Origin of the sequence: Bacillus sp. FSL M7-0307, from assembly GCF_038627835.1 — a bacterium.
Lineage (GTDB): Bacteria > Bacillota > Bacilli > Bacillales > Bacillaceae > Bacillus > Bacillus altitudinis.
In genome coordinates this window covers 2275136-2299382 of sequence record NZ_CP152023.1, presented here as the reverse complement: position 1 = coordinate 2299382, position 24247 = coordinate 2275136, and the positions used below count along the sequence as shown (strand labels likewise).

General features: G+C 41.3%; 25 protein-coding genes. 24 read left to right on the top strand and 1 reads right to left on the bottom strand.

The genetic code is table 11. The features are described 5' to 3' along the window. Positions 1 to 3 precede the first annotated feature (3 nt). Together MHI41_RS11775 and mtaB are read left to right on the top strand one after the other, a co-directional pair. On the top strand, positions 4 to 774 hold the full coding sequence (locus MHI41_RS11775) for a 16S rRNA (uracil(1498)-N(3))-methyltransferase (protein WP_039964037.1): 771 nt from the start codon (positions 4 to 6) through the stop codon (positions 772 to 774). Continuing rightward, complete coding sequence (gene mtaB / locus MHI41_RS11770) at positions 774 to 2132, top strand: tRNA (N(6)-L-threonylcarbamoyladenosine(37)-C(2))-methylthiotransferase MtaB (protein ID WP_017367626.1); 1359 nt, start codon at positions 774 to 776, stop codon at positions 2130 to 2132. Before MHI41_RS11775 ends, mtaB begins: the two co-directional genes overlap by 1 nt. A gap of 40 nt (positions 2133 to 2172) precedes the next feature. On the opposite strand, the gene MHI41_RS11765 is transcribed toward mtaB, so the two are convergent. Further along, positions 2173 to 3102, bottom strand: coding sequence for a Na/Pi symporter (locus MHI41_RS11765; protein WP_116307164.1), 930 nt, complete (start codon positions 3100 to 3102; stop codon positions 2173 to 2175). Between the two features lie 182 nt (positions 3103 to 3284). Between MHI41_RS11765 and rpsU the strand changes: the two genes are divergently transcribed. From rpsU to rpoD, 22 genes are all read left to right on the top strand, one after another. After that, a complete protein-coding gene (gene rpsU, locus MHI41_RS11760; protein WP_003152957.1) occupies positions 3285 to 3458 on the top strand; it encodes a 30S ribosomal protein S21 in 174 nt (57 codons plus the stop codon). A gap of 14 nt (positions 3459 to 3472) precedes the next feature. Further along, on the top strand, positions 3473 to 3922 hold the full coding sequence (locus MHI41_RS11755) for a GatB/YqeY domain-containing protein (RefSeq protein ID WP_007501319.1): 450 nt from the start codon (positions 3473 to 3475) through the stop codon (positions 3920 to 3922). Between the two features lie 141 nt (positions 3923 to 4063). Next, positions 4064 to 5377 (top strand): nodulation protein NfeD, encoded by a 1314-nt coding sequence (locus tag MHI41_RS11750; RefSeq protein ID WP_007501318.1) that lies wholly within the window; start codon positions 4064 to 4066, stop codon positions 5375 to 5377. Positions 5378 to 5404: 27 nt separating this feature from the next. Then, positions 5405 to 6397, top strand: a complete 993-nt coding sequence (gene floA, locus MHI41_RS11745; protein WP_272511713.1) for a flotillin-like protein FloA — start codon at positions 5405 to 5407, stop codon at positions 6395 to 6397. Positions 6398 to 6428: 31 nt separating this feature from the next. Next, complete coding sequence (locus MHI41_RS11740) at positions 6429 to 6908, top strand: hypothetical protein (RefSeq protein WP_272511712.1); 480 nt, start codon at positions 6429 to 6431, stop codon at positions 6906 to 6908. A 206-nt stretch (positions 6909 to 7114) separates the two neighbouring features. After that, a complete protein-coding gene (gene yqfC, locus MHI41_RS11735) occupies positions 7115 to 7396 on the top strand; it encodes a sporulation protein YqfC (RefSeq protein ID WP_012010618.1) in 282 nt (93 codons plus the stop codon). Between the two features lie 18 nt (positions 7397 to 7414). Then, positions 7415 to 8605 (top strand): sporulation protein YqfD, encoded by a 1191-nt coding sequence (yqfD, locus tag MHI41_RS11730; protein WP_041506935.1) that lies wholly within the window; start codon positions 7415 to 7417, stop codon positions 8603 to 8605. 3 nt (positions 8606 to 8608) lie between these two features. Beyond that, positions 8609 to 9568 (top strand): PhoH family protein, encoded by a 960-nt coding sequence (locus tag MHI41_RS11725; protein WP_008342419.1) that lies wholly within the window; start codon positions 8609 to 8611, stop codon positions 9566 to 9568. A gap of 138 nt (positions 9569 to 9706) precedes the next feature. Next, positions 9707 to 11797, top strand: a complete 2091-nt coding sequence (locus MHI41_RS11720) for an HD family phosphohydrolase (RefSeq protein ID WP_173408463.1) — start codon at positions 9707 to 9709, stop codon at positions 11795 to 11797. Beyond that, entirely contained in the window at positions 11798 to 12277 is a 480-nt protein-coding gene (gene ybeY, locus MHI41_RS11715) for an rRNA maturation RNase YbeY (protein WP_017358013.1), read from the top strand. Beyond that, positions 12255 to 12641 (top strand): diacylglycerol kinase family protein, encoded by a 387-nt coding sequence (locus MHI41_RS11710; RefSeq protein WP_008342413.1) that lies wholly within the window; start codon positions 12255 to 12257, stop codon positions 12639 to 12641. The genes ybeY and MHI41_RS11710 overlap by 23 nt, the downstream gene beginning before the upstream one ends. Positions 12642 to 12753: 112 nt before the next feature. Then, positions 12754 to 13152 carry a cytidine deaminase gene (locus MHI41_RS11705; RefSeq protein ID WP_008342410.1) on the top strand — a complete coding sequence of 133 codons (399 nt, stop codon included), beginning with the start codon at positions 12754 to 12756 and terminating at the stop codon, positions 13150 to 13152. Beyond that, entirely contained in the window at positions 13145 to 14050 is a 906-nt protein-coding gene (gene era, locus MHI41_RS11700; RefSeq protein ID WP_007501305.1) for a GTPase Era, read from the top strand. Before MHI41_RS11705 ends, era begins: the two co-directional genes overlap by 8 nt. 147 nt (positions 14051 to 14197) lie before the next feature. Then, complete coding sequence (locus MHI41_RS11695) at positions 14198 to 14341, top strand: YqzL family protein (protein WP_008342408.1); 144 nt, start codon at positions 14198 to 14200, stop codon at positions 14339 to 14341. A gap of 35 nt (positions 14342 to 14376) precedes the next feature. Continuing rightward, positions 14377 to 15147, top strand: a complete 771-nt coding sequence (gene recO / locus MHI41_RS11690) for a DNA repair protein RecO (RefSeq protein WP_007501304.1) — start codon at positions 14377 to 14379, stop codon at positions 15145 to 15147. A 329-nt stretch (positions 15148 to 15476) separates the two neighbouring features. Further along, positions 15477 to 16364, top strand: a complete 888-nt coding sequence (gene glyQ / locus MHI41_RS11685) for a glycine--tRNA ligase subunit alpha (protein ID WP_003217487.1) — start codon at positions 15477 to 15479, stop codon at positions 16362 to 16364. Further along, positions 16357 to 18402 (top strand): glycine--tRNA ligase subunit beta, encoded by a 2046-nt coding sequence (gene glyS, locus MHI41_RS11680; protein WP_046344006.1) that lies wholly within the window; start codon positions 16357 to 16359, stop codon positions 18400 to 18402. The genes glyQ and glyS overlap by 8 nt, the downstream gene beginning before the upstream one ends. A gap of 166 nt (positions 18403 to 18568) precedes the next feature. Next, the gene (locus tag MHI41_RS11675) at positions 18569 to 19207 is read left to right on the top strand and encodes a helix-turn-helix transcriptional regulator (protein ID WP_024423017.1); all 639 of its coding nucleotides are present in this window, start codon (positions 18569 to 18571) and stop codon (positions 19205 to 19207) included. A 25-nt stretch (positions 19208 to 19232) separates the two neighbouring features. Then, positions 19233 to 20054 (top strand): pyruvate, water dikinase regulatory protein, encoded by an 822-nt coding sequence (locus MHI41_RS11670; RefSeq protein WP_108611178.1) that lies wholly within the window; start codon positions 19233 to 19235, stop codon positions 20052 to 20054. Between the two features lie 261 nt (positions 20055 to 20315). Then, entirely contained in the window at positions 20316 to 20816 is a 501-nt protein-coding gene (locus MHI41_RS11665; protein ID WP_008342395.1) for a YaiI/YqxD family protein, read from the top strand. A gap of 33 nt (positions 20817 to 20849) precedes the next feature. Continuing rightward, positions 20850 to 22679: a DNA primase gene (gene dnaG / locus MHI41_RS11660; RefSeq protein ID WP_008342393.1), complete on the top strand. Its 1830-nt coding sequence runs from the start codon at positions 20850 to 20852 to the stop codon at positions 22677 to 22679. A 203-nt stretch (positions 22680 to 22882) separates the two neighbouring features. Further along, on the top strand, positions 22883 to 24004 hold the full coding sequence (rpoD, locus tag MHI41_RS11655; RefSeq protein ID WP_008342392.1) for an RNA polymerase sigma factor RpoD: 1122 nt from the start codon (positions 22883 to 22885) through the stop codon (positions 24002 to 24004). The last annotated feature ends 243 nt before the right edge of the window (positions 24005 to 24247 follow it).

Sequence of the window (24247 nt, the reverse complement as noted above, 5' to 3'; positions counted from 1 at the left end):
CGTATGCAACGATATTTTATCGACCTCACAAAAGAAGAAGTGACGGAAAAGGGAAACATCGTCATAAAGGGTGAAGATGTTCATCACCTTGCAAACGTCATGCGGATGAAAGCAGGAGAGGACATTCTTTGCTTAACGACAGACGGCTTTGAAGCGCTCAGTAAAATTGATACAATAACAAAGGAAGAAGTGATTTGTCACTTGGAAGGCTGGACGAATCAGAATCGAGAACTTCCGATCAAGGTGACGATTGCAAGCGGTCTGCCAAAAGGGGATAAGCTTGAATGGATTATTCAAAAAGGCACCGAGCTTGGCGCAAGTGCTTTTATTCCGTTTCAAGCGGCTCGTTCGATTACAAAACTTGACCAAAAAAAGTCATTGAAAAAACGAGATCGCTGGGAAAAAATTGCGAAAGAAGCTGCCGAGCAGTCTTACCGGAATATCATTCCGCATGTTCATCCAGTATCAACATTTAAAGAGCTGATTCAACTGGCCGGTGAATTCGATAAATGTGTCGTTGCATACGAAGAATCATCGAAAGAAGGCGAGCAAAGCCGGTTTCAAACGGTGCTCCAACAGATGAAGGGCGGACAAACCTTATTAGTGGTTTTTGGTCCAGAAGGCGGTTTAGCAGAAAAGGAAATTGAAGAACTTGAAGCGCATGGTGCAGTCATTTGCGGGCTTGGACCACGCATTTTAAGAACAGAAACAGCTCCTCTTTACGCGCTTTCTGCTATATCTTATCAAACAGAGTTATTAAGAGGTGAATCATGATGGGAACAGTAGCGTTCCATACACTTGGCTGTAAGGTCAATCACTACGAAACAGAAGCCATCTGGCAGCTGTTTAAAGAAGCTGGCTATGAAAGAAAAGATTATGAATCAAAAGCAGACGTATATGTCATTAATACATGTACCGTCACCAATACAGGCGATAAAAAAAGCCGCCAAGTCATTAGAAGAGCCATTCGTCATAATCCGGATGGTGTCATTTGTGTAACAGGCTGTTACGCACAAACATCTCCGGCAGAAATCATGGCGATTCCTGGTGTTGATATTGTGGTTGGCACACAAGACAGACATAAACTGCTTGGTTATATTGAAGAATACAGAAGAGAAAGACAGCCGATCAACGGAGTTGGCAATATCATGAAAGCACGGGTCTTTGAAGAACTAGATGTTCCTGCGTTTACTGACAGAACACGTGCTTCATTAAAAATCCAAGAAGGCTGTAACAATTTCTGTACATTCTGCATTATCCCTTGGGCTCGCGGATTACTGCGTTCTCGCGATCCAGAAGAAGTCATCAATCAAGCGCAGCAGCTTGTCGATGCCGGCTACAAAGAAATTGTATTAACAGGTATTCATACAGGTGGATACGGTGAAGATTTAAAGGATTATAACTTTGCTAAGCTTCTGAAAGAATTAGATGAACGTGTGGCGGGATTAAAACGAATCCGCATTTCATCCATTGAAGCAAGTCAAATTACAGACGAAGTGATTGAAGTGCTCGATCAGTCAGATAAAATTGTGAGACACTTGCACATTCCGCTTCAATCTGGCTCTAATACTGTACTGAAAAGAATGCGCCGTAAATACACAATGGAATTCTTTGCAGAGCGTTTAACGAAGCTCAAAAAAGCATTGCCAGGTCTTGCTGTCACTTCAGATGTGATCGTTGGATTCCCAGGAGAAACAGAAGAAGAATTTATGGAAACATACAATTTTGTCAAAGACCATCAATTCTCTGAGCTCCATGTGTTCCCTTACAGCAAACGGACAGGTACGCCTGCTGCAAGAATGGAAGATCAAGTAGATGAGAATGTGAAAAATGAACGAGTTCACCGCCTCATTGCTCTTTCTGATCAGCTTGCAAAAGAATATGCATCGGCATATGAAGGCGATGTCTTAGAGATTATTCCAGAAGAATCCTTCAAAGAACAAGACGGAACGCACAATCTGTATGTAGGATATACTGATAACTACATGAAGGTTGTATTTGAAGGAACAGAAGACATGATCGGCCGTTTGGTAAAAGTGAAGATTACGAAAGCAGGTTATCCATATAACGAAGGACAATTCGTCCGTATAAGTGATGACGTGCAGACGGATCAAGTGAGAATGACTTCATAATAGATGAAAAACCGGCAGCCATTAGGCAAGCCGGTTTCTTTTATGTTGACCGATTCGGAAGAAGGAACAAAATCAAGGCGTGAAAAGGGCGGATGAACGGGAAAAAGAGGAGAGAACTTGCAACATTAAACAGCAGACTAAAGTGAGCAATCTGCTGGGCAGGAGAGCTTGCGAGAAGCGCAACAAACTCTGTGATAAAGGCGAGAAAAGGAAGACATAAAAGAACACCTAGAACATTAAATACGACGTGTGCATACGCGGTTTGGCGTGCTGCATAACCGCCAGAGATAGCAGCCATCACGGCAGTAATACATGTCCCGATATTGGACCCTAAAACAAAGCTGATGCCTTCTTTTAGAGCGACAGTCCCTTCATTCATAAATCCCATCAAAATACCGATACATACGGAGCTTGAATGAACAATCGCCGTGAGCACTGTACCAGAGAGAAGAGCTGTCCAATCGGAGTGCTGCATCATTTCAAGGAAATGCAGTGTCTCTGGCTGGCTGGTCATCATACCTGCAATTTTTGAAAAACCTTGAATGCAAAAAAAGATCATGCCAAGCCCAAATAAACTTTTTCCTGCATATCGAAAAGACTTCCTGCCCAAAATGATACATAAAAGACCAGCTGCAATCAGAACCCACATAAACACGTCCATCTTAATGGCAATAAATTCTGTCGTAAATGTTGAGCCGATATTCGTTCCAAGAATCATGGGTATGGATTTTTTAAACGTGAGAATACCTGTACTCACAAAGCCGATAACGATGACCATAAACGCCGAACTGCTTTGAAGAACCCCTGTAAACACAATACTGACCAAGAATGCTTTGACTGGATGATCTGTAAAGAGAAGAAGAGATTTCTCAATACGAGACGACGTGAGCGCCATTAATCCTTTCCTAAGCAAACCCATTGCCCATAAAAAAATGAAAATAAGTGCACAAAAATAAATGATCGCCATCATAGAAAAGTCCTCCTCTTACCAATGAATATATGGACTTGTCTACCTGCTCATGACGAAAATATATTTCCAAATCACTTAGTTGACCTCAACCTAGGCTTATATTATAATGTCTAGGTACATGTTTTGCATGTATATCTTTTTTTAATGCAGTCGATTGGTGTATTCGGAGGGAGGGAAAGAGAATGTCAAAAACGGTCGTTAGAAAAAACGAATCGCTTGAAGATGCTCTTCGTCGCTTTAAACGCAGTGTATCCAAAACTGGAACATTGCAAGAAGCAAGAAAGCGTGAATTTTATGAAAAGCCTAGCGTAAAGCGTAAGAAAAAGTCTGAAGCTGCTAGAAAACGTAAATTCTAAAGAGGGTGGATTTTATGAGTCTTCTTGAGCAATTAAATTCTGATATGAAGCTTTTTATGAAAAACCGAGAGAAAGACAAGCTTATTGTCATTCGTATGGTAAAGGCTTCACTGCAAAATGAAGCAATAAAGCTTAAGAAAGACAGTTTGACCGGAGATGAGGAACTAACCGTCCTTTCCCGCGAGATTAAGCAACGTAAAGACTCCCTCCATGAATTTTCGAAAGCTAATCGCTTAGATTTAGTAGATAAAGTTCAAAAAGAGATTGACATTTTAGACGTTTATTTACCTGAACAGCTTTCTGAAGAAGAACTGCAGGCGGTTGTGAAAGAAACAATCGCTGAAACCGGTGCTTCATCGAAAGCTGATATGGGTAAAGTCATGAGCGCTATAATGCCAAAGGTAAAAGGTAAAGCTGATGGTGCTGTGATTAACAGACTTGTCAGCGAGCAACTGTCTCAATAAAAAAGTATCCTTCTCATGTTAGAAGGGTACTTTTTTTATGCCTCCATCATTCTGTCATATAAAAATGAAACCTATGATACATTTGTAACGTATGTAAAGGAACGGTAAAATGAAAGAAAGAGAGGGGGGATCACCAAATAGATGAAAAAAATGAAAATTTCTATTGCTCTCTTCAGTTGTTTTATAATATGCTTGTTATTAGGGGTTCAATTGACCGCGAAATCAGCAGATCAGAAAGTTCATGTTATCCCAATTGAAGATACAGTAGAAAAAGGACTTTCTAAATTCATTGAACGATCATTTGAGCAGGCAAAGTCGGAACGGGCGAAGCACATCATTCTCGACATCAATACACCAGGTGGTGCAGTCGATGCGGCGCTTGAAATAGCCGATACCATTCGTGCATCCGACATCCCAGTGACAGCGTTTGTGAATCATAGAGCGCTTTCAGCCGGGGCATTCATCGCCCTAAATGCCGATCAAATTTATATGACCCCAAACGGAAAGATGGGGGCTGCTGCGATCATTGACGGTGAAGGCAACGCTGCCGATCAAAAATCTGAATCTCTATGGCTTGCTGAAATGAGTGACGCTGCTGAAAAGCAGGGGCGTGATCCAAAATATGCTCTTGCGATGGCAGATGTAGATATAGACGCAAAAGAAGCTGGTGCACCAAAAGGAGAATTGCTGACCTTTAACACAGATCGGGCGCTTCAGTTCGGTTATGCAGAAGGAGAAGCGAAAAATATGGATGACTTGCTTCAGAAGCTGAACTTAGCAGATGCTTCTGTTCAATACGATGAAGTGAGCTTTGCTGAAAAGGTTGCGCGTTTTCTCACGCATCCGATCGTCATTCCTATCCTTTTATCCATCGCGAGCTTAGGGTTAATTGTTGAATTATATTCTCCCGGCTTTGGGGTCCCAGGTACCATGGGAGTCACAGCGCTTCTTCTATTCTTTTATGGTCATCTCGTGGCAGGTTTTGCAGGATATGAGACATTGTTCCTGTTTTTGGCAGGGATTGTGTTGATCATTCTGGAATTATTTTTGCCAGGGGGAATCGTGGGTGTCATTGGACTAATCTGTGTCGTTGTCAGCTTATTTTTAGCAGCTGGAAGCTTTACAGAAATGGCGATTTCCATCTTGATTGCCACTGCTGTTTCAATCATAGCAGTTATTTTATTGACAAAGGTGTTGGGGAAACGTATGAAATTTTTTAAAAAGTTCATTTTAACCGATTCAACCAATAAAGAAAGTGGTTATGTCTCAAATGAAACAAGAGATGATCTTGTAGGACAAATCGCAGTGACAGCAACAGCACTTCGTCCATCTGGTACGATTGTATTCGGAGACGAGCGCATTGATGTTGTGTCAGAAGGTGCTTTTATCGATAAGGATGAACAAGTAAAAATTGTGAAAGCGGAAGGCTCACGCATTGTCGTGAGGAAAGTATAGATATACTGATTTTATAGGAGGAATAAAATGGATCCATCTACTTTACTATTATTTGTGATTATCGCAGCAGGTTTGATCGTTCTATCGATCTTCTTCACCTTTGTACCGGTGATGCTGTGGATTTCTGCCCTAGCGGCTGGCGTAAGAGTGAGCATTTTTACACTTGTAGGAATGAGACTTCGCCGAGTGATTCCAAACCGAGTGGTCAACCCGCTCATCAAAGCGCATAAAGCAGGTCTTGATGCGACGATTAACCAATTAGAAAGCCACTATCTTGCAGGTGGTAACGTAGACCGCGTTGTCAACGCACTGATCGCAGCTCAGCGTGCGAATATCGAATTGAATTTTGCTCGCTGTGCGGCAATCGATCTAGCAGGACGTGACGTACTTGAAGCTGTCCAAATGAGTGTAAACCCTAAAGTCATTGAAACACCATTTATCTCAGGTGTTGCGATGGACGGGATTGAAGTAAAAGCAAAAGCACGTATTACAGTTCGTGCAAACATTGACAGACTTGTCGGTGGTGCAGGGGAAGAAACGATCATTGCTCGTGTAGGTGAAGGGATTGTCTCTACAATCGGTTCATCAGATAATCATAAAAAGGTTCTTGAAAATCCTGATATGATTTCTCAAACGGTTCTTGGTAAAGGATTAGATTCAGGTACAGCATTTGAAATTCTCTCGATTGATATCGCAGATGTTGATATCGGTAAGAACATCGGGGCAATCCTGCAGACAGACCAAGCAGAAGCCGACAAAAACATTGCACAGGCGAAAGCAGAAGAACGCCGCGCGATGGCTGTTGCACAAGAACAAGAAATGCGTGCGAGAGTTGAAGAAATGCGCGCGAAAGTAGTAGAAGCAGAGGCTGAAGTACCACTTGCAATGGCCGAAGCACTACGTGAAGGTAATATTGGAGTTATGGACTACATGAACATTAAGAATATCGATGCTGATACGGATATGAGAGATTCATTTGGCAAAATGACAAAAGGTCCATCTGATAATGAAAAAAAATAAGCATCCTCTCACGCTTTAAGGAGGGAGCCCATTGGACATTCTATTTGAAAATCCGTTACTAATAGCGATTATCATCGGTATTATCTCTGCGGTCTTTGGGAAAATCGGCAAACAAGAGGAGAAGGAACAAAATAACCGGCAGCAAAAGCCGGCTCCTCAAAAGAAGGCAGAACAAACACGACCAGCCCCGGTCAAAACAGACCAGTTGGACGATTTTGGCGATGTACATGACCATGGCGGGATGAAGAAACAAGGTTCACAGTCCTTACAGGATCGTTATACCGCTACACTTGCCGAAATGGAAGAAAGAAAAAGCGAGCTGAATAAAGAGTTTCAATCGCTTGAAAGACAGCTTACTAGGCCAAAGGCAGCATCTGCTGAAATAAAGCCGAAAATCATTGAGAAGCTCAACCAAGATACGGTCGTTCAAGGGATGATCCTTGGTGAAGTATTTGGAGAGCCTCGTGCGAAAAAGCCGCATCGAACGATGAAACGACCATATAAAAGATAAAGAAGAAAGTCCCCTTATTCTTAAGGGGGCTTTTTTGTTGCGTAATGGAGATTTTTCTTAGTCAAAATGATGAAACGGCTGTTTTACGGGATTCATTAGCATGATATGAACCGCTAAGGAATAGGATGATATAGAGGCTTTCTCATCAGTCTCACCATCTTTCAGTTTGATCTCATACACATGAGGTGGGAAGGGGTTCTTATTGAATGGGAAAAAGAAAAAATCGACTTAAAGCATGGCTGACAAGAACACTTGAAATCCCTCCGGACGTGATGATGGATCTTCCCCGTATTACGATGGTTGGCAGACTCCATATTTACATAGAGAACCATAAAGGGCTTTTACTTTTCAGTGATCAAGAGGTAAGGCTGATGCTCAAGCAAGGACAGTGCATTATTTCAGGAAAAGACTTTGTGATTAAAACGATTTTGCCAGAAGAGATCTTATTAGAGGGGAAAATCGATGAGGTCCGTTATATTGATTCTTAACTGACGGAGGGGAGAAACGTGAAGAACAAATGGTTTGCCTATTTTATTGGCAGAGTGGAAGTGGAGATAAGAGGAAGCGGTATTGAGCGGCTGATCAATGAGTGCACGAGACAGGGGATCACAATTTTTCAAGTGAGCCGCCGTCAAGACAGCGTGCGCTTATTTATTCGCCTCTCAGATGTACATGCCTTTAGAAAAGTGCGCAGACATCATGAGGTGAAATGTTCGTTTCATCAAAAGAAAGGGTTCCCGTTTCTTCTTCTATGGTCGAGAAGAAATATTGGCTTCACCCTCGGGATGGCTTTTTTCCTAGTGACGATATTGGCTCTTTCAAATATGGTGTGGAAAATTGAGATTAAAGGTGCGAATCCAGAAACAGAACACCAAATGAGAAAGCATCTGGACGAAATAGGGGTACAAAAAGGGCGTTTTCAGTTTCTTATGGGGACCCCTGAAAAAATACAAAAGTCATTGACGACCAATATTCAGAGCATTACATGGGTCGGAGTTGAACTGAACGGAACGACGTTTCAAATGAAAGTGGTCGAAAAAAATGAACCTGAAAAGGAGAAATATACGAGTCCTCAGCACATCGTTGCCAAGAAAAAGGCGGTCATCACGAGAATGTATGTAGAAAAGGGGGAACCGCTTGCCCAGGTCGATGAACATGTGAAAAAAGGGCAGATGCTCGTCTCAGGTTTAATTGGGAGTGAAGATCAGAAAAAAACGGTCGGAGCCAAAGCGAAAATATATGGTGAAACATGGTACCGATCTGAAGTTTCTGTCCCTCTCCGAACATCTTTTGATGTCTTTACGGGTAAAATGAAGACAAAGCACAAGCTCTCCTTGTTTGGAGGCTCCATCCCATTTTGGGGATTTTCCTTTAAAAAAGATGATTTTCAGCAGCCGAAAACAGAAAAAGAAGTTCACCCGCTTCATTTCTTGAATATGCAGCTGCCGTTCTCCTATGAAAAGGAAATCACACGAGAAAGTGAAAAAATAAATCGAGAATACACAAATAAAGAAGCGGTTCAAGCAGGGATTAAAATGGGTAAAAAAGAATTAGAAGAAAAGCTAGGTCAAACAGGTGAGGTGAAAAGTGAAAAAGTTTTGCACGAGACAACAGGGAATGGTAAAGTTAAGTTAATCATCCTTTACCAAGTAATAGAAGATATTGTTCAACCAACACCTATTGTTCAGGGAGACTAGAGAATGACAGAACATTTACTTGAGATTCAACAAAAATTGGATAGCCCAAACGAAGCCATTGCTTTATTTGGCAATCAAGATGCTTATCTGAAACTGATGGAAAACGAGCTGAATGTCTCCATTATTACACGTGGAGAGAAAGTGTATGTTTCTGGTCAGGAAGCATCAAGAGATACTGTGAGCCGTTTGATTACATCTCTCTTACATCTCATTCGTAAAGGAATTGAGATTTCTGAACGGGATGTCGTCTATGCCATTAAAATGGCGCAAAAAGACAAGCTCAATTATTTTGAAAATATGTATGAAGATGAAATTACGAAAAATGCCAAAGGAAAGTCGATCAGAGTCAAAACGATCGGCCAGCGTGAATATGCTGCGGCAATGAAAAAAGATGATCTGGTCTTTGGGATTGGACCTGCTGGTACAGGTAAAACGTATTTGGCAGTGGTCAACGCAGTACATGCCCTGAAAAATGGACATGTCAAACGGATTATCCTGACAAGGCCAGCTGTTGAAGCAGGAGAAAGTCTTGGCTTTTTGCCAGGAGATTTAAAGGAAAAAGTCGATCCTTATTTAAGACCGCTATATGATGCTCTGCACGATGTGCTTGGCAGTGATCATACGGAACGTTTAATTGAGCGCGGAGTGATTGAAATTGCCCCTCTTGCCTATATGAGAGGGCGGACGCTTGATGATGCATTTGTGATTTTAGATGAAGCGCAGAATACAACGCCAGCTCAAATGAAAATGTTTTTGACGAGACTAGGCTTTGGTTCTAAAATGGTCATTACAGGAGATATTACACAAATTGATCTGCCTAAAGGTATGCAGTCAGGTCTTGCGGCTGCAAAGGACATGCTTGCAGAGATCAAGGGTATCTCATTCATTGAATTAGACCAGACAGATGTGGTCAGACACCCGCTTGTGGCGAAGATCATTGGAGCATACGAAAAGCAAAAATGAACTGAGTGACCCGATCGCCTTAATCGGGTCATTTTGTTTCGATCGTGGTTTAAAGTAAAAAAGGAGGTACTTTCCTTGAGAAAGAATCAGAAAGGCAGTAAGCGCAAAAGGCTGCTGTCTAAAAAAGAACCTCAGAAAATGGAGCGCTCACGCTATTTAAACGTACTGCTATACGCTGGTTTAGCGGCCATCCTGTTTGTGGTGCTCTTCTTCCATGTAAAGCCTGAATCGCTCGACCTAGATTTGTTTTCAGTGAGCGAACAGACCATCTATTCTCCGTCTACCGTTGATGACCAAGAAGCAACAGAAGAAAAGAAACAAGAAGCAACGGATCAAGTAGAAGACCAATATACACTCAAAAAAGCGTATTCTGATAATCGTGTTGACCTCATTTCATCCCTCTTTGAAGCCATTAAAGAAGAGAAGAAAGCAGCAGCTGATGACAAAGAGAACCCGCCAACAGATCAAGAGATGGTGAAGCGTGTAAAAGAGAAACTCACAACCGATATGCAGGAAGCTGTTTCGGATCAATCGATTAAAGCACTGCTCCAAGCAAGTGACGAAAACCTTTCTTTTACAAAGGACTCCATCATCACAGTGGTCAATTCGCTCATGGGTAAAGAAATCACAGCTTCTAAGCTGCAAGATGAAAAGAAACAAGTGAAAGCAGAGCTTGAAAACAATTCGATTCCGTCAAAATATTTAAATGCAGCGAAAGAAATTGGTGAATTTGCGATTATTCCAAACTATGTATTTGACCCGGTGGCAACAGAGAAGAAAAGACAAGAAGCAGCTGATAATATTCAGCCAGTTCAAATCAAGCAAGGGCAAATTTTAGTGGAAGAAGGCGAGCTCATTGACCGTGAAGTGTATCGTAAATTAGAACTGACCGGTCTTTTAAACAGTTCCAATTTGTTTAAGCCTGTAAGCGGTCTTATCATCTTAATCGGTCTTTTCTTAGCGGCGATTGTCCACTCACTGGAATCGAGGAAAAAGTCGCTCGTCCATAAGAATAAATCGTTACTGCTGTACTCGCTCATTTTCACCATTATTTTAATCATCATGGAAGTATTCAGTCTCTTCCAGGAAACGAAGTATACGACCATAGGCTATGTCGTGCCTGTGGCACTTGGCACGATGCTGATTAAGCTGCTGATCAATGAGCGGCTGGCAATCTTCTCCGGCCTTGTATTTGCCCTTTGCGGCAGTATGATGTTTAATCAAGGAGTAACAGGCGTCTTTAACTATGTCATCTGTGCTTATTATCTAATAAGCGGGATGGCGGGAATTTTATTTTTGAGAAAACATAATGCGAGATCGAAAATTTTGCAGGCGGGGCTTTGGGTAGCTTTGGTGAATGTACTTGTTGTGCTGTCCATTACGCTGATTCAAAATTCTTCTCCATCAGGGCTTGAAATAGGTGTAAACCTCATCATGGCGATTGTGTCAGGGTTTGCATCGGCTATTTTGGTTATTGGGTTAATGCCAGTCTTTGAGAGCATGTTTGGCATTCTTTCGACCATGAAGCTTATTGAATTATCGAACCCGAATCATCCGCTGCTGAAAAAGATCTTAACAGAGACACCAGGTACTTATCATCATAGTGTCATGGTGGCGAATTTAGCGGATGCTGCATGTGAAGCAGTCGGTGCAAATGGATTGTTGGCAAGGGTCGGGGCTTATTATCATGACATTGGAAAAACGAAAAGACCACAATACTTTATCGAAAACCAAATGAACATTGATAATCCACACGACAAGCTTTCTCCTCAGCTGAGCAAGAATATTATTATTGCCCATACGACAGATGGTGCTGAAATGCTGAGAGAAAAGAAGTTTCCAGAGGAACTTGTGGACATTGCAGAACAGCATCACGGAAAGTCCCTGCTGAAGTTCTTTTACTATAAGGCAAAAGAACGGGATGATCAGGTGACAGAAGAAGAATTTCGTTATCCTGGTCCAAAACCGCAATCGAAAGAAGCGGCCATTATTTCTGTAGCTGACAGCGTGGAAGCGGCGGTTCGTTCGATGCATAATCCAAACCCTGAACGGATTGAAAAGCTTGTGAAAGGCATTATTTCAGATAAGATGCAGGATGGACAATTTAGTGAATGTGATCTGACATTTAAAGAATTAAATATTATTAGCCAAACAATTTGTACAACATTAAAGGGGATTTTCCATTCTCGGATTGAATATCCAGATGCCCCGAAGCAGAAGGTGAAGTAAATGACATTGTTAATCGATTTAATAGATGAAACAGGACAAGTAACGAAAGAGCAGCTTGAAGAAGTGGAAAAGCTTCTTCAATTTGCTGCGGATGCCCTTGAGGTAAAAGATCAAGCGGAAGTATCAGTGTCGATCGTTTCGAATGAGGAAATTCATCAAATTAATAAAGAATACCGAGGAAAAGATGCACCAACAGATGTGATTTCATTTGCACTTGAGGAAGAAGGCGAAGGGGAAATTGAAATCATTGGTGCTGATGACATTCCGCCGGTACTAGGTGACATTATCATTAGTGTTGATCGAACGAAAGAGCAAGCAGAGGAATATGGACATTCCTTTATGAGAGAGCTAGGATTTTTAACGATTCATGGTTTTCTTCATTTGCTTGGTTATGATCATATGACAGAAGAAGATGAAAAAGAAATGTTCGCCAAACAGACAAAAATTTTGGATGATTATGGCCTTTCGAGATCATCGTAAGAAGCGAACGCCGCTTGTCCGTTTTTTTCGGAGTTTTTATTATGCATTTAGAGGAATATGGCGAACTTTCTTGAATGAACGGAATTTTCGATTCCACACAGTCGCAGCCATCATCGTGGTGATTTGCGGCTTTTGGTTTCACATTCATCCGGTTGAATGGATGATCATTCTGCTTTTATGCGGCGGGATGTTTGCGTTAGAACTTGTGAATACAGCGATTGAACATACAGTAGATCTTTTCACAGAAGAGAAGCATCCTCTTGCTGAGAGAGCGAAGGACGCCGCAGCAGGCGCTGTTTGCGTTTACGCCGCCATTTCGGTTATGATTGGGTTGATCATCTTCTTACCGAAGATCATGCAATAGAACAATATTACTATTTATTAACATTTTTAGAAATGGGCGTGAAAATGTCACGTGAATTATGTAAAATATAAATGTGACAGTGGTACCATTTCTTCTGAAAGTGGGAACTAGAATGAACAAACAAGAGTTGATTTCAGAAGCAGTCAAAGCAAGAGATTTTGCATATGTACCCTATTCTAAATTCAAAGTCGGTGCAGCATTATTATCGCATGACGGAAAAGTGTATGGCGGCTGCAATATTGAAAATGCAGCATATGGTATGTGTAATTGTGCGGAAAGAACAGCACTTTTTAAAGCTTACTCAGAGGGCATCACATCTTTTCAAATGCTTGCAGTAGTGGCTGATACAGATCGGCCTGTTTCACCATGCGGCGCATGCAGACAGGTCATTTCAGAGCTATGTGCACCTGATATGCCAGTGATTCTAACGAACTTAAAAGGACATATATACGAAACGACAGTAAACGAACTATTGCCAGGCGCATTTTCACCGGAGGATTTAAATGACTAACGAAAGCTTCAAATCAGGATTTGTATCAATTATTGGAAGACCAAATGTAGGGAAATCGACCTTTCTTAATCGTGTGATTGGACAAAAGATAGCGATTATGAGTGATAAGCCCCAAACGACTCGAAACAAAGTGCAAGGTGTTCTGACAACGAACACGTCACAAACGATTTTTATTGATACACCAGGAATTCATAAACCGAAGCACAAACTTGGCGATTTTATGATGAGGGTGGCTCAAAATACACTCAAGGAAGTCGACCTGATCTTGTTTATGATCAACGCACAGGAAGGCTATGGCAAAGGTGATGAATTCATCATTGAACGACTAAAGCAAACATCGACACCGGTGTTCCTTGTCGTCAATAAAATTGACCAAATTCATCCGGATGAACTGTTCCTTTTAATTGATGAATACCGCACACGTTACCCATTTAAGGAAATTGTGCCAATTTCAGCACTTGAAGGCAACAACATTGATACGCTTCTTCAGCAAATTGAAGGTTATCTTCCAGAAGGCCCTCAATTTTATCCGGCAGATCAAGTAACAGATCACCCAGAGCGATTTATTATTTCTGAATTAATTCGTGAAAAAGTGCTGCATTTAACGAGAGAAGAGATCCCTCACAGTATTGCGGTTGCAATTGAATCGATCAAGCCAGATGAAAACGGCAAGATTCATGTTGCAGCGACCATCGTCGTAGAACGTGATTCACAAAAAGGGATTGTGATTGGTAAGCGCGGCAGCTTATTAAAAGAAGTGGGACAAAAAGCGCGCAGAGACATTGAAGCACTTTTAGGCTCAAAGGTGTATTTAGAGCTTTGGGTAAAAGTGCAGAAGGACTGGCGTAATAAATCCACACATCTTCGTGATTTCGGATTTAGAGAAGACGAATATTAAAAACCCATACAGTTGTTAGTAGATCTGACAATGGTGCGGTTCGATTAGTAAAAATTGTTTATCATGAAATGGAGGTAGCCTGGTCAAGATAAAATTAATATGTTGGATGTAGCGTTGCTGCTTCTAATAAAGAAAGGTGGGGTTTTTATGTTGAATTTTACATGGAACGTATTTTCACAAACAGGAAGCGTTGACACGTATCTGCTTTTCAAAGAGTTAGAAAAGGAGAACCTGGAAAGACCCGATGTACTTGAAGAAGAAATAGCACGACTTGATTTTCCAATCTTATAATTCTTGACCCCCTCCAATGCTCGGAGTGTAGACAAATGCTCATTAAAAGTGAAGGAATCGTCCTTAGAACAACAGATTATGGCGAAACAAACAAAATTGTCACGCTGCTCACTAGAGAACATGGGAAAATTGGTGTGATGGCAAGAGGCGCTAAGAAATCGAACAGCCGCCTGTCAGCCATAAGCCAGCCGTTTTTATACGGAACCTTTCTGATCCAATCATCAACAGGACTTGGAACGCTCCAGCAAGGTGAAATGATGGAAAGCATGCGGACCATTCGGGAAGATTTATTTCTGACCGCATATGCCGCATATATGACAGAATTACTTGATAAAGGAACAGAAGAAAAGAAGCCAAACCCTTACTTGTTTGAACTTCTTCTTCAATCTTTACGCCATCTCAATGAAGGCACAGATGCTGATATTATTTTATTTATCGTAGAGGTTAAAATGCTCTCAGTGATGGGGTTGAAGCCTGAACTGGACCAATGTGTACACTGCGGTCAAAAAGAAGGGCAGTTCCATTTCTCAATTAGAGATAACGGATTCATCTGTAGGCAATGCTTTTCTAAAGATCCATATAAACTGCCCTTATCCCCAGCAGCAGCAAGACTGCTCCGTTTGTTTCATTATTTTGATTTATCAAGGCTTGGTCAGGTTGACGTGAAACCACAAACGAAACAAGAAATTCGTCAAGTGCTCGATCATTATTATGAAGAGTATTCAGGTCTTTATTTAAAATCAAAAAAATTCATGAATCAAATGGAATCCATGAAAAAGCTAATGGACGGTGAAAACAAAAGTTGACATCTCTCGTGACTTTTTGTAAGATCATCTAAGATCAAATATGTTGCATTGACAGAAAGAAGTACTTACGTATCAGCCATAAAAGCGACCTTAGGACGGTGTGAGCTAAGGATGGACACGTAACGAAAGGCATTCTTGAGCAACGTAAAACAAAGCGGCTGGGTGCTACGACACCAGCAAATAGGGTGGAACCGCGGGAAAAACTCTCGTCCCTATGTTTGCAAGGAACCTTGCGAGCATAGAGACGGGAGTTTTTGTGTTTTGCAAAGAGGTTCTAGGCCCCACCGCCATACATAGCGGATGGTGTAAAAAAGATGGAGGTGCGATCATTGAATATTCAAGACATGATTTTGACACTGCAAAAGCATTGGTCAAATGAAGGCTGCGTATTAATGCAGGCATATGACACAGAAAAAGGTGCTGGAACGATGAGTCCATACACGTTCCTGCGAAGCATTGGACCAGAGCCATGGAAGGTAGCCTATGTAGAACCTTCAAGACGCCCGGCTGATGGCAGATATGGAGAAAACCCAAACAGATTGTATCAGCATCATCAATTTCAAGTGATCATTAAGCCATCACCTGACAATATTCAAGAACTGTATCTAGAATCATTGAAGGCGCTTGGCATTGACCCGCTGAAACATGATATCCGTTTTGTTGAAGACAACTGGGAAAACCCATCTCTTGGCTGTGCAGGACTTGGCTGGGAAGTTTGGCTTGATGGAATGGAAATTACGCAATTTACGTATTTTCAGCAAGTTGGCGGTTTAGAATGTAAGCCAGTTTCTGTTGAAATCACATACGGAATTGAGCGCCTTGCTTCTTACATTCAGGACAAAGAAAATGTGTTTGACCTTGAATGGACAGATGGCTTTACTGTAAGAGATTTATTCTTAATGGCTGAATACGAGCATTCTGTGTATACGTTTGAAACATCTAATACGGATATGCTGTTCGATTTATTTACAACATATGAAAAAGAAGCACATAGCCAAATGGACAAAGGACTTGTTCACCCGGCATATGATTATGTACTCAAATGTTCTCACACCTTTAACCTGCTTGATGCCAAAGGCGCGATTTCTGTGACTGAGCGAACAGGTTATATCGGAAGAGTACGTCAGTTAGCGAGAAAAGTAGCCAAAACATATTACGAAGAACGAGAAAAACTAGGATTCCCTATGCTAAAAGAGGAGGCGGCTTCTCATGAATAAACAAGATGTATTACTTGAAATCGGCTTAGAAGAGATGCCGGCTCGTTTCATGCCAGAAAGCACAAAGCAGCTAGGTGACAAAGTAAAAGCTTGGTTCGTAGCGCAAAATATTTCATTCGAAGACGTTGCTTTATTTAATTCACCAAGACGTCTAGCTGTACTCGTTAAAGGTGTTGCAGAAAAACAAGAGGACATCAAAGAAGAAGCAAAAGGACCGGCTAAAAAGATTGCTCAAGATGCTGAAGGCAATTGGACAAAAGCTGCCGAAGGTTTTGCCCGCGGACAAGGCGCTTCAACTGATGATCTGTATTTCAAAGACATCAAAGGTGTGGATTATGTCCATGTCCAAAAGTTTCAAGAAGGTAAGCAAGTCAAAGACCTTCTTCCAGCATTGGGGGACATTGCCGCTTCATTGAGTTTTCCAAAGAACATGAGATGGGGAAGCGAGGATTTACGCTATATCCGTCCAATTAAATGGATTGTTTGTTTATTTGGTCAAGAGATCATCCCTGTCGAAATTGCAGGAGTGAAAAGCGGACGGGAGACTAGAGGACATCGTTTCCTAGGAACGACAGCCAGCATTGACACACCAGCTTCTTATGAGCAAACATTAAGAGATCAATTTGTCATTGTAGATTCAGATAAAAGAAAACAATTAATTACTGAGCAATTACATGCCCTTTCTTCCGAAAAAGGCTGGGTCATTCCAGTTGATCCTGAGCTTCTAGAAGAAGTGAACGATCTTGTTGAATATCCAACCGTTCTATTTGGTTCTTTTGAAGAAGAATTTCTTGCGCTGCCAGAAGAAGTGCTTGTCACGACAATGAAAGAGCATCAGCGTTATTTCCCTGTGAAAAATGAACAAGGGGAATTACTGCCGCACTTTATTACGGTCAGAAATGGAAACAGTGAGGCACTTGAAAATGTGGCAAGAGGGAACGAAAAGGTCCTTCGCGCACGTTTATCAGATGCGGCATTTTTCTATAAAGAAGACGAAAAACTCGTCATTGAAGACAACATTCAAAAGCTTGATAAAGTCGTATTCCATGAGAAACTTGGCACGATTGGCGACAAGCTGAAAAGAGTAACAGACATTGCCATCCGCCTTGCTAGTCATGTGGGTGCAGATGAAGAAACGTCTAAACGCGCTGCAAGAGCAGCCAGTATTTCTAAATTTGACCTTGTGACTCAGATGGTCTATGAATTCCCAGAACTGCAAGGAATCATGGGTGAAAAATATGCTAGAGCACTTGGCGAGCATGAAGAAGTGGCAAAGAGTATCAACGAGCACTACATGCCGCGCTTTGCCGGTGACGATGCGCCGTCAACACTTATTGGGGCGATTGTTGCAGTGGCGGATAAGCTAGATTCTATTTGTTCATTCTTCTCAATTGATGTCATTCCAACAGGCTCTCAAGATCCTTATGGATTAAGAAGACAAGCGAGCGGTATCGTTCAAATCCTGCTAGACCGCCAATGGAATCTTTCATTTAAAGAGCTTTTAGCACTAGCTCAAGTAGAGACAAAACATGAAGCGGCTCTCATTGAATTTTTAACACACCGTTTGAAATATGTTCTCCAAGCAGAACATATCCGTCATGACGTGGTGGAAGCAGTCCTTGATGTTGAAAATATTGAACCATATGCGGTTGTGAAAAAAGCGGCTGTTCTTGAAGAGAGCGTGAAACAGGAGAGTTTCAAAGAAACGGCTGAGGCACTAGGCCGCGTCATTTCAATCAGTAAAAAAGGGGAAGACGCACAGATTCAGCCTGAACTGTTTGAAAATGAACACGAACAAAAGCTATTTGAAGCGTATCAGCAAGCGGAAAAAGCCGTCAACGAGTATATGGCAAAAGGTCAGTACCAATCAGCACTTGAAGCGCTAGATACATTAAAAGCACCAATTGTTCATTATTTCGACCATACCATGGTTCATGCCGATGATGAAAAACTGAAACAAAATCGTTTGGCACAAATGGTCAAACTTGCAAAAGTCATTCAATCATTTGCGAATATGAACAATTTAATTGTAAAATAAATACCTAAGAACGGTTGCCTTTTTCGAAGGGCAATCGTTTTTTACTCATTTAATTCACGGTTTTTGAGTGGATTTTTGTTTCATTCGGACGAAGATGCGCTATAATATGATGAGTTATGAAATTGATATACATAAAGTAAGGATTCGCTCTCTCTATTTAAAGGTGGTGAGTACAATCGAGTTAAATAAACGGCAAGAGCAGATTTTACAGATTGTCAAAGAGAATGGTCCGATCACTGGAGAGCATATCGCCGATCGGCTGAACTTAACAAGGGCTACCCTCAGACCGGATTTAGCCATTTTAACGATGTCTGGCTTTTTAGAAGCAAGACCAAGGGTCGGCTACTTTTTTACAGGCAAAACAGGCACGCAGCTTCTGGCAGATAAGCTGAAAAAACTTCAAGTGAAAGATTTTCAGTCCATTCCGGTCGTGATACACGAGAATGTTTCGGTTTATGATGCGATTTGTACGATGTTTTTAGAGGATGTGGGCACATTATTCGTTGTGGACGATCACTCTATTTTAACAGGCGTGTTATCAAGAAAAGACCTCCTTCGAGCAAGTATTGGGAAACAAGAGCTTCCATCTATACCTGTCCATATTATTATGACAAGAATGCCGAACATTACCGTTTGCCGCAAAGAAGATTTTATTATGGATGTGGCCAAGCACTTGATTGAAAAGCAAATAGATGCACTTCCTGTTATAAAAGATACGGATAAAGGCTTTGAAGTGGTCGGCAGAATTACGAAAACAAACATGACGAAAATACTTGTTAGCTTATCAGAGAACGAAATTATCTAATTACAGAAGACTGCGAGGGGATGTTATGAGTAATCGCGTAATTTTTGTTGTATCAGATTCAGTAGGAGAAACGGCAGAGCTCGTGGTCAAAGCGGCACTTAGCCAATTTGATGGCGGCTCATCCGACCATTCGAATATTAGAAGAATCCCATATGTAGAGGATGTCGGTACGATTAAAGAAGTGATTTCATTGGCGAAAGCAGATAATGGAATCGTTTGCTTTACTCTTGTTGTTCCAGAAATGCGCCAATTCCTAATAGAAGAAGCAGAAGCGAATGGCGTCATATACTATGACATTATCGGTCCACTTATTGATAAAATGGAGACGGCATATGGAAATGAAGCGAAACATGAGCCAGGTCGTGTACGTCAATTAGATGAGGACTATTTTAAAAAGGTAGAAGCCATTGAGTTCGCTGTGAAATATGATGATGGGCGGGACCCAAGAGGTATTCTAAAGGCTGATATTGTGCTGATTGGTGTATCACGTACGTCTAAGACACCACTTTCTCAATACTTAGCACATAAACGCTTGAAGGTAGCAAACGTTCCGATTGTTCCTGAAGTTGATCCGCCAGAGGAGTTATTCTCAGTTGATCCCAAGAAATGCATCGGCCTGAAAATTAGTCCAGACAAACTGAATCATATCCGTAAAGAACGTTTAAAATCACTCGGTTTAAATGACCGTGCCATTTATGCGAATATCGAGCGGATTAAAGAGGAACTAGAATATTTTGAAAAAGTGGTTGACCGCATTAACTGTCAAGTTGTTGATGTATCGAATAAAGCAGTTGAGGAGACAGCAAATGTCATTCATCAAATGCTGACCAAAAGAGGTTCCGAATAAACTCAGGATGCTCCTCCTGGGTTTTTCCTATGGTGGGAAACGGGTAAACAAAAACAATAGCATATTTGCTGCATTTGTATTATAATAAAAAATTGTGATAAAATGATTGATTTTAGGTTTAAGTTAAGTCAAGAACGAATAAACTAATATTGGCAGAAGTCAAGTGATTCTGAACATAACTTTTCGACAAAATGAGTTTTACTGTTGATTGCTTTATGGGGGAAAAGTATGGTCTTTTTGCTTCTCTAAAGCAGGAATAAGGTGGAGGGATGGAGAATTAGTCACCTGAATGAACGTAAAAAAGAAAGGACGATTTATGTCGATGCAGATGCTTGTCCTGTAAAAGACGAAATCCTTTCTGTCGCATCTCAATTTCAAGTACCTGTGACTTTCATTGCTTCATATGAGCATTTTCAAACCAAACGATCACCACTTGAAGATTGGCGGTTTGTTGATACACATAAGGAAGCAGCAGATTTAGTCATTGCGAACTTAGCTGTCAAGCACGATATTGTTGTCACCCAGGATATTGGTCTGGCCTCCTTACTGCTTCCAAGACAAGTCATTGTTCTGTCTGAAAGAGGACGAATGTACACAAACGAAACAATTGATTTTGATTTGGAACGCAGGCATGTTTCCAGTAAACAGCGAAGAAAAGGTGTATACGGAAAAGGTCCCAAAAAGCTTTTAGAAGAGGATAAAAAGCGATTTATTGCCCAACTACAAAAAATCCTGTCGAATCATGAAGGATTTTTGAATTAAAAGGCGAATAATGTACGACGGAGTGTTATTAGGATGAGCAAACGTATACCAGATGAACTTTTGGAGCAAATCCAAAAAAACGCAGACATTGTCGAAGTGATTGGAGAATACGTACAGCTTAGAAAACAAGGGCGGAATTACTTCGGTCTTTGTCCATTCCATGGTGAAAATACTCCTTCATTCTCTGTTTCAGCAGATAAGCAAATCTTCCATTGTTTTGGCTGTGGTGCAGGAGGCAATGTATTTTCGTTCCTCAGACAAATGGAAGGCTACTCATTTATTGAAGCCGTTTCACATGTTGCTGATAAGTACCATATTGATTTGCCGGATCATGTAGCGAATGCGCAGATCAGTTCCTCACAGCAAGAGGATACAGCAGATCATAAAATGATTGAGGCGCATGAGCTTCTTAAGAAATTTTACCACCATTTGCTGGTAAATACAAAGGAAGGTCAAAACGCACTCGATTATTTAAGGTCCAGGGGCTTTACGGATGAAACAATTGCCAAGTTTGAGATCGGGTATGCTCTCGACTCGTGGGATTTCGTGACCAAGTTTTTAGAAAAACGAGGGTTTGATCCTGCGATGATGGAGAAGGCTGGTCTTTTGATTCAACGAGAAAACGGCACAGGTTTTTTTGACCGCTTTAGAGATCGTGTCATGTTTCCAATTCATGATCATCACGGGACGGTCGTCGCTTTTTCTGGAAGATCACTTGGTGATCAGCAGCCAAAGTATATGAATAGTCCTGAAACGCCACTTTTTCATAAAAGTAAGCTGCTTTATCACTTTCATGACGCGCGTATGCATATTAGAAAACGCGAACGTGCAGTCCTTTTCGAAGGATTTGCTGACGTCATCTCGGCTGTCACAAGTGGTGTTGGCGAAAGTGTTGCAACAATGGGTACGTCTTTAACAGAAGAGCACGTAAAGCTTCTTAGGCGGAACGTTGAAGAGATCATTTTATGTTATGACTCTGACACGGCCGGGTATGAAGCGACCATGAAAGCATCAGATTTGCTTGGAAAAAGAGGATGTAAAGTTCGCGTTGCCATGATACCAGATGGACTTGATCCAGATGATTACATTCGTAAATATGGCGGCGAGAAATTTAGGAATGACATCATAGATGCAAGTGTGACATTAATGACATTTAAGATGAATTTTTTCCGAAGAGGAAAGAATTTGTCTGACGAAGGAGACCGCCTGACTTACATGAAGCAGGTTCTCCGAGAAATCAGCCGATTAAACGGTTCCTTGGAACAAGAGATTTACATGAAGCAGCTGGCCGGGGAGTTCTCCATTTCACTTGACTCATTAAAGGAGCAATTGGAGCTTTTTGAAAAGCAGCAGCGACAAGAGGCCAAGAGCTCGCAAGAAGAAAATGGGCTTGAAAAGCGGCGTGCACATCTGTCAACACAGGTAAGACGAAAACGTCTAAGGCCGGCATATGAAAACGCAGAGCGAATGCTCCTTGCACATATGTTGAAAAATGATGACGTGATCCGAAAAGTGCTTGATAGGATAGGGTTTGAATTTAATATAGATTCGCACAGAGCGCTGGCAACATACATTTATGCATTGTATGAAGAAGGCAAGGAGCCGACCCCGCAGCATCTGATGAACCGTATAGAAGATGATGTGATCAATCAGCTCCTGACGGATATTTTCATGATTCAAGTTGGAGACGAACTAAGTGAAGCTGAATTAAGTGATTATGTAAAAAAAGTGTTGAATCATCGGAATTTGTCAATGATAAAGGAAAAAGAACTAGAACGTGCAGAGGCGGAGAGGCAAAAAGATTTCTTCAAAGCGGCAACACTTGCAAAAGAAATTATTCAGTTGAACCGTTCGCTGAAGTAATACGTCTACTATTTATGACAAGACTTACGGCTGGCAATGAATCCTTTAATGGGAGGAGCATAAGACCGCAAGCATCTTGCCTTCATCATTATTTATTTTATTCCTATTTGCTCATTCTGTTTGATAGAGAGAGAAAGGCAGAGCAGAAGCAAATCGCAAGTTACTTTAGAATTCGTTGCAAGCTTTGGAAGGAGGGATCCATAATGGCTGATAAACAAGCCCACGAAACTGAAACTGAATTAACCTTTGAACAGGTGAGAGATAAGCTCACTGAAACGGGTAAAAAACGGGGCGTTTTAACATACGAAGAAATTGCAGAGCGTATGTCTAGCTTTGAAATTGAATCAGACCAGATGGATGAATACTATGAATACTTAGGCGAACAGGGTGTAGAACTCATCAGTGAAAACGAAGAGACTGAAGACCCAAATGTTCAGCAGCTGGCTAAGGCAGAAGAGGAATTTGACCTAAATGATTTAAGCGTACCACCAGGTGTCAAAATTAATGATCCTGTTCGTATGTACTTAAAAGAGATCGGGCGCGTCAATTTGCTATCTGCGAAAGAAGAGATTACGTATGCTCAAAAGATTGAAGAAGGCGATGAGGAATCAAAAAGAAGATTAGCGGAAGCGAACCTTCGTCTTGTTGTCAGCATTGCGAAACGTTATGTTGGTCGTGGTATGCTGTTCCTTGACTTAATTCAAGAAGGAAACATGGGGCTCATGAAGGCGGTTGAGAAGTTTGATTACCGCAAAGGATACAAATTCTCAACATATGCGACTTGGTGGATTAGACAGGCGATCACACGTGCGATTGCCGATCAGGCGAGAACAATCCGGATCCCGGTTCATATGGTGGAAACCATTAATAAATTAATCCGTGTCCAAAGACAGCTTCTACAAGATCTAGGTAGAGAACCAACGCCAGAAGAAATTGCGGAAGACATGGATTTAACACCAGAGAAAGTAAGAGAAATTCTTAAAATTGCGCAAGAGCCAGTATCTTTAGAAACACCTATTGGTGAGGAAGATGACTCGCATCTTGGTGATTTTATCGAAGACCAAGAGGCGACTTCTCCATCAGACCATGCTGCCTATGAGCTCTTAAAAGAGCAGCTTGAAGATGTATTAGATACGCTAACGGACCGTGAAGAAAATGTGCTGAGACTGCGTTTCGGACTAGATGACGGAAGAACACGCACATTAGAAGAGGTAGGAAAGGTTTTTGGCGTAACAAGAGAGCGTATTCGCCAAATTGAAGCGAAAGCTCTTCGTAAATTAAGACACCCAAGCAGAAGTAAACGATTAAAAGACTTCTTAGAATAGAAACCGGACGGATCTTGAGAGAGATCCGTTCTTTCTTCATCAAAATGAAAACGCTTTTTTGATCTGATTATATTTTACTGAATAACAAATGAATTTGCAACGTTCTTAGAGAAAAGATGTATAAAAAATACATCTAAATGTGCTGAAGGCTTCTTTTCTCATTTTGAATCATTTTTGTCTAATCTGTGAACTTGACCAAAGTTTTGTATCATAATTCGTTTACTTTTTGTAAAATTAAAGTAG

What these genes read in the sequence shown, in the direction of transcription:
- ybeY (WP_017358013.1), top strand. Translation starts at nt 11,798, where the DNA reads ATGACATTGTTAATCGATTTAATAGATGAAACAGGACAAGTAACGAAA.
- MHI41_RS11725 (WP_008342419.1), top strand. Translation starts at nt 8,609, where the DNA reads ATGACAGAACATTTACTTGAGATTCAACAAAAATTGGATAGCCCAAAC.
- glyS (WP_046344006.1), top strand. Translation starts at nt 16,357, where the DNA reads ATGAATAAACAAGATGTATTACTTGAAATCGGCTTAGAAGAGATGCCG.
- MHI41_RS11695 (WP_008342408.1), top strand. Translation starts at nt 14,198, where the DNA reads ATGTTGAATTTTACATGGAACGTATTTTCACAAACAGGAAGCGTTGAC.
- MHI41_RS11670 (WP_108611178.1), top strand. Translation starts at nt 19,233, where the DNA reads ATGAGTAATCGCGTAATTTTTGTTGTATCAGATTCAGTAGGAGAAACG.
- dnaG (WP_008342393.1), top strand. Translation starts at nt 20,850, where the DNA reads ATGAGCAAACGTATACCAGATGAACTTTTGGAGCAAATCCAAAAAAAC.
- MHI41_RS11750 (WP_007501318.1), top strand. Translation starts at nt 4,064, where the DNA reads ATGAAAAAAATGAAAATTTCTATTGCTCTCTTCAGTTGTTTTATAATA.
- MHI41_RS11765 (WP_116307164.1), bottom strand. Translation starts at nt 3,102, where the DNA reads ATGATGGCGATCATTTATTTTTGTGCACTTATTTTCATTTTTTTATGG.
- floA (WP_272511713.1), top strand. Translation starts at nt 5,405, where the DNA reads ATGGATCCATCTACTTTACTATTATTTGTGATTATCGCAGCAGGTTTG.
- MHI41_RS11710 (WP_008342413.1), top strand. Translation starts at nt 12,255, where the DNA reads ATGGCCTTTCGAGATCATCGTAAGAAGCGAACGCCGCTTGTCCGTTTT.
- yqfC (WP_012010618.1), top strand. Translation starts at nt 7,115, where the DNA reads ATGGGAAAAAGAAAAAATCGACTTAAAGCATGGCTGACAAGAACACTT.
- rpsU (WP_003152957.1), top strand. Translation starts at nt 3,285, where the DNA reads ATGTCAAAAACGGTCGTTAGAAAAAACGAATCGCTTGAAGATGCTCTT.
- MHI41_RS11775 (WP_039964037.1), top strand. Translation starts at nt 4, where the DNA reads ATGCAACGATATTTTATCGACCTCACAAAAGAAGAAGTGACGGAAAAG.
- MHI41_RS11755 (WP_007501319.1), top strand. Translation starts at nt 3,473, where the DNA reads ATGAGTCTTCTTGAGCAATTAAATTCTGATATGAAGCTTTTTATGAAA.
- era (WP_007501305.1), top strand. Translation starts at nt 13,145, where the DNA reads ATGACTAACGAAAGCTTCAAATCAGGATTTGTATCAATTATTGGAAGA.
- MHI41_RS11705 (WP_008342410.1), top strand. Translation starts at nt 12,754, where the DNA reads ATGAACAAACAAGAGTTGATTTCAGAAGCAGTCAAAGCAAGAGATTTT.
- rpoD (WP_008342392.1), top strand. Translation starts at nt 22,883, where the DNA reads ATGGCTGATAAACAAGCCCACGAAACTGAAACTGAATTAACCTTTGAA.
- recO (WP_007501304.1), top strand. Translation starts at nt 14,377, where the DNA reads ATGCTCATTAAAAGTGAAGGAATCGTCCTTAGAACAACAGATTATGGC.
- MHI41_RS11720 (WP_173408463.1), top strand. Translation starts at nt 9,707, where the DNA reads ATGGAGCGCTCACGCTATTTAAACGTACTGCTATACGCTGGTTTAGCG.
- mtaB (WP_017367626.1), top strand. Translation starts at nt 774, where the DNA reads ATGGGAACAGTAGCGTTCCATACACTTGGCTGTAAGGTCAATCACTAC.